The organism is Lentzea guizhouensis, from assembly GCF_001701025.1.
Lineage (GTDB): Bacteria > Actinomycetota > Actinomycetes > Mycobacteriales > Pseudonocardiaceae > Lentzea > Lentzea guizhouensis.
Genome location: NZ_CP016793.1, coordinates 8,117,511 through 8,129,863 on the forward strand (window position 1 = coordinate 8,117,511; position 12,353 = coordinate 8,129,863).

13 protein-coding genes are annotated in these 12,353 nt (G+C 70.0%); 5 read left to right on the forward strand and 8 right to left on the reverse strand.

The window, feature by feature from the left end; all coding sequences use genetic code 11:
* Window positions 1-21 precede the first annotated feature (21 nt).
* Window positions 22-828 carry a class I SAM-dependent methyltransferase gene (locus tag BBK82_RS38905; RefSeq protein ID WP_065919407.1) on the forward strand — a complete coding sequence of 269 codons (807 nt, stop codon included), beginning with the start codon at window positions 22-24 and terminating at the stop codon, window positions 826-828.
* Here the strand turns inward: BBK82_RS38905 and hsaB are convergent.
* Genes hsaB through BBK82_RS38945 form a run of 8 tightly spaced genes read right to left on the reverse strand, consistent with a single transcriptional unit; the run spans window position 814 to window position 8,336 of the window.
* Window positions 814-1,347, reverse strand: coding sequence for a 3-hydroxy-9,10-secoandrosta-1,3,5(10)-triene-9,17-dione monooxygenase reductase subunit (gene hsaB, locus BBK82_RS38910; RefSeq protein ID WP_065921703.1), 534 nt, complete (start codon window positions 1,345-1,347; stop codon window positions 814-816). The two genes, BBK82_RS38905 and hsaB, sit on opposite strands and share 15 nt — an antisense overlap.
* Window positions 1,347-2,249 carry an iron-dependent extradiol dioxygenase HsaC gene (hsaC, locus tag BBK82_RS38915; protein ID WP_065919408.1) on the reverse strand — a complete coding sequence of 301 codons (903 nt, stop codon included), beginning with the start codon at window positions 2,247-2,249 and terminating at the stop codon, window positions 1,347-1,349. The genes hsaB and hsaC overlap by 1 nt, the downstream gene beginning before the upstream one ends.
* 18 nt (window positions 2,250-2,267) lie before the next feature.
* Window positions 2,268-3,071, reverse strand: coding sequence for a 4,5:9,10-diseco-3-hydroxy-5,9,17-trioxoandrosta-1(10),2-diene-4-oate hydrolase (hsaD, locus tag BBK82_RS38920; RefSeq protein WP_065919409.1), 804 nt, complete (start codon window positions 3,069-3,071; stop codon window positions 2,268-2,270).
* A gap of 10 nt (window positions 3,072-3,081) precedes the next feature.
* A complete protein-coding gene (hsaA, locus tag BBK82_RS38925) occupies window positions 3,082-4,248 on the reverse strand; it encodes a 3-hydroxy-9,10-secoandrosta-1,3,5(10)-triene-9,17-dione monooxygenase oxygenase subunit (protein ID WP_065919410.1) in 1,167 nt (388 codons plus the stop codon).
* Window positions 4,245-5,255: a 4-hydroxy-2-oxovalerate aldolase gene (dmpG, locus tag BBK82_RS38930; protein ID WP_065919411.1), complete on the reverse strand. Its 1,011-nt coding sequence runs from the start codon at window positions 5,253-5,255 to the stop codon at window positions 4,245-4,247. Before dmpG ends, hsaA begins: the two co-directional genes overlap by 4 nt.
* Window positions 5,221-6,099, reverse strand: a complete 879-nt coding sequence (locus BBK82_RS38935) for an acetaldehyde dehydrogenase (acetylating) (RefSeq protein WP_065919412.1) — start codon at window positions 6,097-6,099, stop codon at window positions 5,221-5,223. Before BBK82_RS38935 ends, dmpG begins: the two co-directional genes overlap by 35 nt.
* Before the next feature lie 9 nt (window positions 6,100-6,108).
* Entirely contained in the window at window positions 6,109-6,870 is a 762-nt protein-coding gene (locus tag BBK82_RS38940; RefSeq protein ID WP_083268963.1) for a 2-keto-4-pentenoate hydratase, read from the reverse strand.
* Window positions 6,871-6,872: 2 nt separating this feature from the next.
* Entirely contained in the window at window positions 6,873-8,336 is a 1,464-nt protein-coding gene (locus tag BBK82_RS38945) for an FAD-binding protein (protein WP_065919414.1), read from the reverse strand.
* 113 nt (window positions 8,337-8,449) lie between these two features.
* Here BBK82_RS38945 and BBK82_RS38950 point away from each other — a divergent pair, with 113 nt between their 5' ends.
* The 4 genes from BBK82_RS38950 to BBK82_RS38965 are packed head-to-tail and all read left to right on the forward strand — an operon-like array spanning window position 8,450 to window position 12,348.
* Window positions 8,450-10,027, forward strand: coding sequence for an FAD-dependent oxidoreductase (locus BBK82_RS38950; RefSeq protein WP_065919415.1), 1,578 nt, complete (start codon window positions 8,450-8,452; stop codon window positions 10,025-10,027).
* Entirely contained in the window at window positions 10,027-11,160 is a 1,134-nt protein-coding gene (locus BBK82_RS38955; protein ID WP_065919416.1) for a Rieske 2Fe-2S domain-containing protein, read from the forward strand. The genes BBK82_RS38950 and BBK82_RS38955 overlap by 1 nt, the downstream gene beginning before the upstream one ends.
* Window positions 11,157-11,393: a hypothetical protein gene (locus BBK82_RS38960; protein WP_065919417.1), complete on the forward strand. Its 237-nt coding sequence runs from the start codon at window positions 11,157-11,159 to the stop codon at window positions 11,391-11,393. The genes BBK82_RS38955 and BBK82_RS38960 overlap by 4 nt, the downstream gene beginning before the upstream one ends.
* Complete coding sequence (locus tag BBK82_RS38965) at window positions 11,386-12,348, forward strand: ferredoxin--NADP reductase (protein WP_065919418.1); 963 nt, start codon at window positions 11,386-11,388, stop codon at window positions 12,346-12,348. The genes BBK82_RS38960 and BBK82_RS38965 overlap by 8 nt, the downstream gene beginning before the upstream one ends.
* The last annotated feature ends 5 nt before the right edge of the window (window positions 12,349-12,353 follow it).

Genomic DNA, 12,353 nt, shown 5'->3' on the forward strand with positions numbered 1-12,353 from the left:
TTGAAGTAGGACGGTAGGAGCATGTCAGAGGTCAACGCCGAGCAGGCGGCGCTGTGGAACACGTCGGGGCAGGGCTGGGCACGGGTGCAGGACACCGTGGGCCAGATCCTGCGGCCGTTCGAGGAACTGCTGGTCGAGAAGGCGACCGAGAAGCCGCGCACCCGCGTGCTCGACGTCGGGTGCGGGACCGGCGGGGTGACGCGGTCGATCGCCGAGGCCACCGGGGCGGAGTGCGTCGGGGTGGACATCGCCGAGTCGATGGTCGCGGCGGCGAAGGAGCACGGCAAGGCCGAGTTCCTGCTGGCCGACGCGCAGACGCACACGTTCGACCGGAGCTTCGACCTGATCGTCTCGCGGTTCGGGGTCATGTTCTTCGCCGACCCGGAGGCGGCTTTCGAGAACCTCCGCAGGGCGGCCGAGCCGGGCGGTGAGCTGTGCTTCGTCACCTGGCGCCCGCAGGAGGAGAACCCGTTCATGCTCACCGGGGACCGGGTCGCCGCAGAGATCAACCCCGACGCACCCGCGCGCGACGCCGACGGGCCGGGGCCGTTCTCGCTCTCGGACCCGGACAGGGTCCGCCAGGTGCTCGCCGGGTGGGCGAACGTCGAGGTCACGCCGATCGACCGCACCGCCAGGCTGCCCGAGGAGGTGCTGCTGCCGTACCTGAAGAACATGGGTCCCGTCAGCCGCGCGCTCAAGGAGGCACCCGAGGCGGAGCGCGACGGGATCCTCGACCGGGTGCGCGGCGCGTTCGACGAGTACGTGCACGACGGCGAGGTCAGCTTCCCGACCGCGACCTGGCGGATCACCGCGTCAGCTCCACTCTGACTGGCGCTGCCAGGTCAGCAGGGTGTCGAGCACCTCGCCGGACCACCCGCGCGGGTCGAGGTCGGCCTGCGCGGCGTACCGGCCGCGGTAGAACAGCAACGGCCGGGCGTCGCGTTCCGGGCCGAGCTCGACGACCTCGCCGATCACCACGAAGTGGTCGCCCGCCTCGTGCACGGTCGTGACCCGGCAGTCGACCCAGGTCAGCGCCCCGTCGAGCACCGGTGCCCCGGTGCTCGACGGGGACCACGAGACGCCGGCGAACTTGTCCGCCCCTGCCCGGCCGAACACCGCCGACAGGTCCCGCTGGTCCTCGGCGAGCACGTTCACGCAGAACGCGCCGGCCGAGGACATCGCCGCCCAGCTGCCCGAGGTCCGCTGTGGACAGAACAGCACGAGCGGCGGGTCCAGTGACAACGCCGCGAACGACTGGCAGGCGAACCCCACCGGTCCGCCTCCGGACATCCCGGTCACCACGGTCACGCCGGTGCAGAAGTGCCCGAGCACCGACCGGAACCGCATCACCCCTGGTGCCCCACGCTGAAGTCGTGTCCCCACAAGCTCACCGCCGTGCTCTCGCGTGCGATCCAGTCCTCGTCGGACACCTGTCGTCCCTCGCAGCCGAACTCGACGTCGAACCCACCGGGTGTCTTCATGTAAAAGGACAGCATCAGGTCGTTGACGTGCCGCCCCAGGGTCGCCGACATCGGCACCTTGCGCCGCAACGCCCGGTCCAGCGTCAGGCCCACGTCGTCGGTGTCCTCCACCTCGATCATCAGGTGCACGATCCCGGACGGCGTCGGCATCGGCAGGAACGCGAGGCTGTGGTGGCGCGGGTTGCAGCCGAAGAACCGCAGCCACGCGGGCGGCCCGTCAGCGGGCCTGCCGACGAACTGCGGGGGCAGCCGCATCGAGTCGCGCAGCCGGAACCCGAGCACGTCGCGGTAGAAGTGCAACGCGGCCTCGTCGTCCGAAGTGGACAACACGACGTGGCCGAGCCCCTGGTCCTCGGTCACGAACCGGTGCCCGTACGGCGACACCACCCGCCGGTGCTCCAAAGCCGCCCCGTGGAACACCTCCAGCGTGTTGCCGGACGGGTCCTCGAACTTGACCAGTCCGTTCACCCGGCGTTCGGCGAGCTCGGAAGCCGTGCCCTCGACGACCGCCACTCCCGCGGACGCCAGGCGTTTCGCCACCTCGTCCAGCTCGGCCTCGGTCGCGACCTCCCAGCCCGAGGCGAGCAACCGGTCCGCCTCACCGGGCACGATCACCAGCCGGGCCGGGAAGTCGTCCATCCGGAAGTACAGCGCGCCCTCGGTGGACCCCTTGCCCTCCACCAGCCCGAGCACCTTCAGCCCGAACTCGCGCCACCGGCCGATGTCGGTGGCCTCGATCCGCAGGTAGCCCAGCGATCGGATGCCCATCACGCCTCCGCAAGGAAGTCAGCCAAGCAGGAAATCGGTTGCGAGCCGGTTGAACTCGTCGAACTTCTCCAGCTGCGCCCAGTGCCCGCACCCGCCGAACACGTGCAGCTGGGCGCGTTGGATCAGCTTCAACGCGACCAGCGCGCCGTCGAGCGGGTTGACCCGGTCCTCCCGGCCCCACACCAGCAGCACGCGCTGGCGCAGCTTGTAGGCCTCGCGCCAGAGCATCCCCTGCTCGAAGTCCGGGCCGGAGAACGACTTGCCCATCGCGATCATGGCCTGCAACGACTCCGGCCGGGAGGCAGCCGCGAACCGTTCGTCAATCAGCTCGTCGGTGATCAACGACTGGTCGAACACCATGATCCGCAGGAACTCCGCGATCTTCTCCCGCGAGGGTTCCCTGGCGAACGCGCTGAGCTTGCGCACACCCTCGGTCGGATCGGGTGCGAAGACGTTGAGCGACAACCCACCCGGCCCCATCAGCACGAGGCGCCCTGTGCGTTTCGGGTTGTCCAACGCGAACCGCACGGCCGTCCCGCCGCCGAGCGAGTTGCCCAGGATGTGCGCCTTCTCCACCCCCAGCGAGTCGAGCAGCCCGCGCAACGCCTCGGCCGCGTAGGTGAAGTACTGGCCGTGCTCGGTCGGCTTGTCCGACTCGCCGAACCCCGGCTGGTCCACCGCCAGCACCCGGAACGACTTGGCGAGCACCGGGATGTTGCGCCCGAAGTTGCTCATCGCCGACGCGCCCGGCCCGCCGCCGTGCAGCAGCACCAGCGTCTCGGCGTGGTCGGCGCCGGCCTCGTGGTAGTGCAACCGAACCATCGCTACCCCTCTAGAACAGACCGTCGCGGACCGGGATGCCGAGCTCGTTCTTGCCGAACATCACCAGCGAGCGCTCCGGGTCGTTGGCCGCGTGCACCCGTGCGGCGTGGGCGTCACGCCAGAACCGCGGCAACGGCAGGTCTGCGTTGATCGCCTTGCCGCCCGCGCTCTCGAAGAGCCGGTCGATCGCGGAGATCGCCCGCGCGCTGCCGAGCACCTGGTCCCTGCGCGCCCGCAACCGCAGCTCGACCGGGATCTTGGTCTCGGCGACGGCGTGCTCCCACTCGTCGTTGATGTCCTTCTCGAGCTGCCACCACGCGGTGTCGATGTCGTTGGCCGCGATGGCGATCCGCACCTGCGCGAACGGGTCGTCGACCGCTTTCTCGCCCAGGTAGGCGGCCCGGACGCGCTCGCGGGTCGCGTTGACGTGCAGCTCGTACGCGCCCGCCGCCATGCCGATCATCGGCGCGGTGATCGCGTACGGGTGGACCGTCCCGTAGGGCATGCGGAACAACGGGCCGGGGTTGACCGCTTGACCAGGACACCTGCAGCGCGCGGTGTGCGCCATGCTGAGCGTCCGGTGCTCGGGCACGAACACGTCCGACACCACGATGTCGTTGCTGCCCGTGCCGCGCAGGCCGACCGTGTCCCAGACGTCGTTGATCGTGTAGTCGGCGATCGGCAGCAGGAACGTGCGGAAGTCGACGGGTTTGCCCTCGTCGTTCATCACCAGCCCGCCGAGCAGCACCCACGTGGCGTGGTCGCAGCCGGAGGAGAAGCTCCACTTGCCGCTGAACCGGAACCCGCCCTCGACCGCGGTCGCCCGGCCCGTCGGCGCGTAGGAGGAGGAGATCCGGGTGTCCTGGTCGTCGCCGAACACCTCGTCCTGCGCCCGCACGTCGAACAGCCCGACGTGCCACGGGTGCACGCCCAGCACGGACGCGACCCAGCCGGTCGACCCGCAGGCGCTCGCGATCAGCTTCACCGCGGTGTAGAACGCGAGCGGGTGCGTCTCGTACCCGCCGTAGCGGACCGGCTGCAGCATCCGGAAGAACCCGGTCTCCTGCAACGCCTTCACCGACTCCGGCGGCACCTTGCGCAGCACCTCCGCCTCCGCCGCGCGGTCCCGCAGCACCGGCAGCAGCTCCCGCACCTTGCCGAGGATCTCCTCGCTCATCGGACCTCCTCCCTGCTCAGCTCCAGTGCGATGTCGATCAGCTGGTCCTCCTGCCCGCCGACGAGCTTGCGTTCGCCCGCGCGCACGAGCAGCTCGGCGCCGGACACGCCGTAGCGCTTCGCCTGTGTGTAAGCGTGTTTGAGGAAGCTGGAGTAGACGCCCGCGTAGCCCATCATCAGCGCCATCCGGTCGAGCAGGCACTCCTCGGGCATCACCGGCCGCACGACGTCCTCGGCCGCGTCGACGATCTTGAAGAAGTCGACTCCGGTCTCGAAGCCGAGCTTGTCGCACACGCCGACGAACGCCTCCAGCGGCGTGTTCCCCGCTCCCGCGCCGAACCCGCGCACGCTGCCGTCGATCTGCTGGGCGCCTGCCCGTGCCGCGGCGACCGAGTTCGCGACGCTCAGCCCGAGGTTCTCGTGCCCGTGGAACCCGACCTGGGCGTCATCACCCAGTTCCGCCACCAGCGCGGCCACCCGGTCGGACACCTGTTCCAGCACCAACGCACCGGCCGAGTCGACCACGTACACGCATTGGCACCCGGCGTCGGCCATGATCCTCGCCTGACGCGCCAACGCCTCCGGCGGCTGCGAGTGCGCCATCATCAGGAACCCGACGGTCTCCAGGCCGCGCTCACGGGCGAGCTGGAAGTGCTGCACCGAGACGTCGGCTTCGGTGCAGTGCGTGGCGATCCGGACGATCGACGCGCCGTTGTCCTGCGACACCAGGATGTCGTCCTTCACCCCGACACCCGGCAGCATCAGCACGGCGATCTTGGCCCGCCGCGTCGTCGCCACCGCGGTCTTGATCAGCTCCTGCTCCGGCGTGTGGCTGAAGCCGTAGGTGAACGACGACCCGCCCAGCCCGTCGCCGTGCGTCACCTCGATCACCGGCACCCCGGCGTCGTCCAGGGCGCCGACGATCGAGCGCACGTCGTCGACCGTGAACTGGTGGCGCTTGTGGTGCGAGCCGTCACGCAGAGACGTGTCGGTCAGCCGCAACTGCATCGGCGATCTCCTCCCCCACCTTGGTCGCGGCGGCCGTCATGATGTCGAGGTTCCCGGCGTACTCCGGCAGGAAGTCACCGGCTCCCGCGACCTCCACGAAGATCGCCACCCGGCCGGGGTCGTACTGCGGTTCGCGCAGCAGCCGGAAACCCGGGACGTACGCGCGGATGTCCGTCTCCATCCGCGCGATCGAGTCGGTGATCGGATCGGGATCGGTGTCCTCGGGGATCGCGCAGAAGATCGTGTCGCGCATGATCATCGGCGGGTCGGCCGGGTTCAGCACGATGATCGCCTTGCCGCGTCCCGCTCCGCCGATCGTCTCGATGCCGCGGCTGGTGGTGCGGGTGAACTCGTCGATGTTCGCCCGCGTGCCCGGTCCCGCCGACACCGACGCCACGCTGGCGACGATCTCCGCGTACGACACCGGGACCACCCGCGCCACCGCGTGCACCATCGGGATCGTGGCCTGCCCGCCGCAGGTGATCAGGTTGACGTTCGGTGCGTCGAGGTGTTCGCGCAGGTTGACCGGCGGCACCACGTGCGGCCCGATCGCGGCGGGCGTCAGGTCGACGGCCCGGATGCCGGCCTCGGCGTAGCGCGGGGCGTTGGCCCGGTGCACCGCCGCCGAGGTCGCCTCGAACACGACGTCGGGCAGCTCGTCCTGGCGCAGCAACCAGTCCACGCCCTCGACCGTGGTCTCCAGACCCGCCTCGCGCGCCCGGCGCAACCCCTCACTCGCGGGGTCGATGCCCACCATCCAGCGCGGTTCCAGCACCGGCGAGCGCAGGAGCTTGTAGAGCAGGTCGGTGCCGATGTTGCCGGACCCGACGATGGCCGCCTTCACCCGTTCACCTCAATCGAACTTCAGGTCGACAGAACCGAGTCCGGCGAACTCGGCGCGGAACTCGTCACCCGGCCGCGCGTCGAACGCCCGCGTGCACGAGCCGGGCAGCACGATGTCGCCGGCCAGCAGCCGGACGCCGAACGTGGCCACCTTCTGCGCGAGCCACGCCACCGCGATCGCCGGATCACCCAGCACCGCGTCCCCGCGGCCGGTGGCGACGACCTCACCGTTGCGCGTCAACGTGGCCTCGACACCGCGGATGTCCACATCGGACGGCCGGACGCGGTCGTCGCCCAGCACGAACGCCGCGGAGGAGGCGTTGTCGGCGATGGTGTCCGGGAGCTTGATCCGCCAGTCGGCGATCCGGCTGTCGATCAGCTCGATCGCGGGCGCCACGAACTCCGTTGCCGCGAGCACGTCCTCGACCGTGCAGCCCTCACCGGGCAGGTCCTGGCTGAGCAGGAACGCGATCTCCACCTCGACCCGCGGGAACAGGTACGCCGAGGCGTCCGCGATGCCGTGCAGCTGCATGTCGTCGAGCAGGTGGCCGTAGTCCGGTTCGTCCACGCCCATCATCTGCTGCATCGCCAGCGACGACAGCCCGACCTTGTGGCCGATGACGTCGCGGTTGCGGTGCCGGACGTTGAGCAGCTGGATCTCGTAGGCGTCCACCACGTCAATCTCGGGATACAGCTCGACCAGCGGTTTGATCGGCACGCGGTCGCGTTCGGCGGTGCGCAGCAACTGTGCGGCGGCCGCCCTCTTCTCCATCGTCAGCACCGGACCTCCTTCGCCACGTGTTGGCCGGCGCGGCGGCCCGAGAAGACGCAGTCGGCGAGCGCGAGCCCGCTGACGTACGACTCCGAGCACACCCCGACCGCCGAACGGCCCGCCGCGTACAGGCCGGAAACCCCCTGCACCGCACCGGTCTCCTCGTCGACCACCAGGCCGCCGAGGGTGAGCATCGGGCACGGGTAGCCGAACCCAGCCCTCACCGAGACGTTGATCAGCGAGTAGGGCGGGCGGCCGAACGGTTCGACCTGCGGCGCTCTGATCCCGGCCTTCTCGGCGACGGCTTCGAGCGTGGGCGCGGTGACAAGCCCTTTGGACAGCAGGTAGCGGGCCTGGAAGCGCTGGAACGCCGCCGTCTGCGTCGGCACCTGGGCCTTCGCGACGGTCAGCGTGTCGTCGTCGATGAGCAGCCACGCCTTGCCGTCGCGCTTGATGATCTCGTCACCGATCGCGGCGCCGTACCGGGTGGCGTCCCCGAACGGCTGCCCGTCGACGTCGACGAGGATCCCGCGCTGCAACGCGCTGGGCGGCGTGACGAACCGCCACACCGAGACCTTGTCCAGCCGGTCGGTCGTGCCTCCCGCCGCGATGCCGAGCCGGATGCCGCTGCCGTCGTCGCCCGGTGTGCCGAGCGCGAGACCACCGCGGTGCGCCGGGGCGTGTTCGCGGACCATCGTGCGGTTCGCGATGAACCCACCGGCCGTGATGATCACGCCACGGCCGGCGTGCACGGTCAGCTCCTGGCCGCACCGGCGTTCCACGACCGCGGCCACCCGGTGCAGCGCCCGTCCGAGCGGCGGGAAGTACAGCCACGGCTTGGCCGCGGCCTTCGACAACGCCCTGTGCAGCGCTTTCGGCAGGCCGATCAACGTCCGGCACCGCACGCCGGTCACCCGATCGGCAACGACGAGGTCGACGGCCCGCGTCTGCGTCATGACCCGCACGCCCGCACGCCGGGTCGCCTCGGCCAAGCGCGCGAAGAAGACCCGGCCGGACGTGCCCTTCGCCCTGGTCCGGTGCCCGCGCGGCGCCGGGTCGGGCCAGGCCGTCTCGCTGCCGGAGTGGTAGAGGTAGTAGTCGTCGGTCGGGTACGAGGTCTTGAACGGGCACAGCCGCGCGTCGAACGGCACGCCCTGGTCCTCCAGCCAGGCCAGCGTCTTCGCGCTGTCCTGGCAGAACCGGCGCAGCGTCTCGTCCGACACCGCGTCCCGCACCTCGTGCTTCAGGTACGCGTACATCGCCTCCGGCGTGTCGGCGACCCCGGCCTCCACCTGCTGCCGGGTCCCGCCACCGGCGTAGACGATCCCGCCGGACAACGCCGTCGCACCTCCACCGGCGAACCGGTCCAGGACCACCACCGACGCACCGGCCGCCGCGGCTTCGAGCGCGGCGCACGCGCCGGCGGCACCGAAGCCGATGACGACCACGTCAGCGGTGACCTCCACGCAACCCTCCCGGAACACGTTCTCGGTGAGTGGAACCGCCTGGAACTCCTACACCATAGCGCCAAACCGCCCAGAACTATAACCTGTTCTAGTCTGGACTCCGGGAGGTGCGGATGTACGACGTGATCGTCGTCGGCAGCGGCGCGGCAGGCATGACCGCCGCCCTGTGCACGGCCCAGCGGGGGCTGCGCACCCTCGTCGTCGAGAAGGCGGCGCACTTCGGTGGCTCCACCGCCCGGTCCGGCGGAGGCATCTGGGTGCCGAACAACCCCGTCCTCGCGCAGGCGGGTGTGCGGGACACGCCGGAGAACGCCTCCGCCTACCTCGCGCACATCGCCGGGGACGTGCCGGCCGAGCTGCGGGAGGCGTTCCTCGACGCCGGGCCGGCGATGCTCGGGTTCGTGTGCGCCCACACGCCGTTGCGGTTCCGCTGGGTGCGCGGTTATCCCGACTACTACCCGGAGGCGCCCGGCGGGCGGCCCCAGGGGCGTTCTATCGAGCCCGTGCCGATGAAGGCGGACGTCCTCGGTGCCGAGCTCAAGCACCTGGAGCCGCCGTACGTGCCGACACCGGCCGGAATCGTGATCACCCAGGTCGACTACAGGTGGCTCACGCTCGCCGCTCGCCATCCGCGCGGGGCGCTGACCGCCGCCAAGCTGTTCGCCCAGCGGTTCAAGCCGGGACGAATGCTGGCAATGGGCCAGGCGCTGGCGGCGGGACTGCGTGCCGGCCTGGCGGCGTTGAACGTCGAGGTCAGGCTCAACACCGCGTTCACCGACCTGCACTTCGAGAACGGCCGTGTCGCCGGGATCCGGATCGGTGACGAGCTGGTCCAGGCGCCGCACGTCGTGCTCGCGTCCGGCGGGTTCGAGAACAACGAGCAGCTGCGCAAACAGCACCAGGACATCGGTACGGAGTGGACGGTCGGCGCGCAGGCCAACACAGGTGACGGCATCGAGGCCGGGTTGCGTGCCGGCGCGGCGGTCGGGTTGATGGACGACGCGTGGTGGGGACCGACGGTCCCGTTGCCGCGCGGCCCGTTCTTCCTGCTCGCTGAACGCGCGTTGCCGGGGTGTGTGCTGGTCGACGCGTCCGGGCGGCGGTTCGTCAACGAGGCGGCGCCCTACATCGACGTGGTCAAGGCGATGACCGGCGAGACCTGGCTCGTGTTCGACCAGACCTACCGCAACCGCTACCCGTTCGCCGGCTTCCCGCCACGCCGCCCGCTCCCCCGGCGCTGGAACGAGGTCGTGCTCTCCGCGCCCACCCTGGCCGAACTGGCCGATCGGGCGAACCTGCCCGAGCTGGTCGCGACGGTCGAGCGGTTCAACACCTTCAACGGCACGGACCCCGAATTCCACTGCGGCGACAGCGCGTACGACCGCTACTACGGCGACCCCCGGGTCCGCCCGAACCCATGCCTCGCGCCGCTGCTCAAGCCACCGTTCTACGCGGCCAGGATCGTCCCCGGCGACCTGGGCACCAAGGGCGGCCTGCGCACCGACGCGACCGCACGGGTGCTGCGCGAGGACGGTTCGGTGATCGACGGCCTGTACGCGGCCGGCAACACGAGCGCGTCCGTCATGGGCCACACCTACGCGGGTGCCGGAGCCACCCTCGGACCGGCGATGACCTTCGGGTACCTCGCCGGACTCGACATCTCCGACCACAATCATCGTGGAGGCAAGTGATGACGCAGGACTCCGTGCGTTCCATCGACACCGGCGCGCCTCCCGCACGGTTCGCGCGCGGCTGGCACTGCCTGGGTCTCGCCGACAGCTTCCGCGACGGGCAGCCTCACGCGATCAAGGCGTTCGGCACCAAGCTCGTGGTGTTCCAGGGCGAGGACGGCAAGCTCAACGTGCTCGACGGGTACTGCCGGCACATGGGTGGCGACCTCACGCAGGGCACGGTGAAGGGCAACAACATCGCGTGCCCGTTCCACGACTGGCGCTGGGCGGGCAACGGCCGGTGCGTCGAGATCCCCTACGCCAAGCGGGTTCCACTGCGAGCCCGCACCCGGTCGTGGGTGACGCTGGAGGAGAACAAGCAGCTGTTCGTGTGGAACGACCCGCAGGGCAACCCGCCGCCCGAGGACGTGACGATCCCGCGGATCGAGCAGGCGTTCAGCGGCGAGTGGAGCAACTGGACGTGGGACTCGGTCGTGATCGACAACGCGAACTGCCGCGAGATCATCGACAACGTCGTCGACATGGCCCATTTCTTCTACATCCACTTCGCGTTCCCGACGTACTTCAAGAACGTGATGGAGGGCCACATCGCCTCGCAGTACCTCACCACGCGGGGCCGGCCGGACGTGGCGATGGCGTCGAACTACACCGGTGACGTCGAGGTGCGCTCGGAGGCCTCGTACTACGGGCCGTCGTACATGATCGACTACCTGTGGAACGACTACAAGGGCATCGAGATCGAGACGGTGCTGATCAACTGCCACTACCCGATCACGCCGAACTCGTTCAAGCTGCAGTGGGGCGCGATCGTGAAGAAGCTGCCGGGTGTCTCCGACGAGCACGCGGACAAGATCGCCCGCAAGTTCGCGCGCGGCATCGGCGCCGGGTTCCTGCAGGACGTGGAGATCTGGCAGAACAAGACGCGGATCGACAACCCGTTGCTGTGCGAGGAGGACGGGCCGGTCTACCAGCTGCGGCGCTGGTACGAGCAGTTCTACGTGGACGTCGAGGACGTCACCGACGACATGGTCCGGCGGTTCGAGTTCGAGGTCGACACGAGCCGGGCGGTCGAGGTGTGGGAGAAGGAGGTCGCCGGGAACCTGGCCCGGCAGCAGGAGGCGACGAGCTCATGAGCGAGCTGCGGGAGTTCCTGTCCGGTGGCATGGTGCCGGTGACGTGCGACTGCGGCAACCGGGTGCTGGTCAAGAAGAACAGCCCGCAGCACACCAGCGTGCAGTGGCTGGCGGACACCAGCGTGTGCCCGGAGCTGGGACCGCGGGCACCGTTGGTGCGGACGTGCCTGCGGTTGCGGGACGGCATCGAGAAGGCCGTGCGGGACGGGACGGTGGAGGTCGCCGATGGCTGAGGTGCACCGGTTGCGCGTCGAGTCGGTCATCGAGGAGACGGCGGACGCGCGCTCGTTCGTGCTGTCCGGCGCGGACTTCTCACCCCGTCCCGGGCAGTTCCTGACCGTGCGGGCCGGTGAGGTGGCGCGGTGCTACTCGCTGTCGAGCGCGCCCGGTGAGCCGTTGCGGATCACGGTCAAGCGGACGCCGGACGGGTACGGCTCGGTGTGGATGTGCTCCGAAGTGACGGCCGGGACGGAGCTGGACGTGCTGGCGCCGGCCGGGGTGTTCACGCCTCGCTCGCTCGACTCGTCGTTGCTGGCGTTCGCGGCGGGCAGCGGGATCACGCCGGTGATGTCGATCGTCCGGGCGGTGCTGTCCGGCGGGACCGGGTCGGTGTTCCTGTTCTACGCCAACCGGGACGAGTCCTCGGTGATCTTCGCTCGCGAGCTGGACCGGTTGGCCCGTGAGTTCCCGGATCGCCTGACGGTCGTGCACTGGCTGGAGTCGGTGCAGGGGTTGCCGCACGGGTTGCGGGCGTTCGTGCGGGACTGCGACGAGGCGTTCGTGTGCGGGCCGGCGCCGTTCATGGAGGCCGCGCGGAAGGCGTTGCACGATGTTCCGGTGGTGCACGTCGAGAAGTTCGTGTCGTTGTCGAGTGATCCGTTCACTGAGGTCGTCGCCGTGGTTGACGAACGGCCGGACGCGCAGGTCGAGGTGTCGCTCGACGGTGAGACGCACCGGTTCGCCTGGCCCGCCCGCACGAAGCTGCTGGACCTGTTGCTGGACAAAGGGCTCGACGCGCCGTTCTCCTGTCGGGAGGGAGCGTGCAGCGCGTGCGCGTGCCGGCTGGTCGAGGGCGAGGTCAAGATGCTCGACAACGACGTGCTCGACCCCGAGGACATCGCCGACGGCATCGTGCTGGCGTGCCAGTCGGTTCCGGTCACCGACACGGTGAAGATCACCTACGAGTGAAGGGC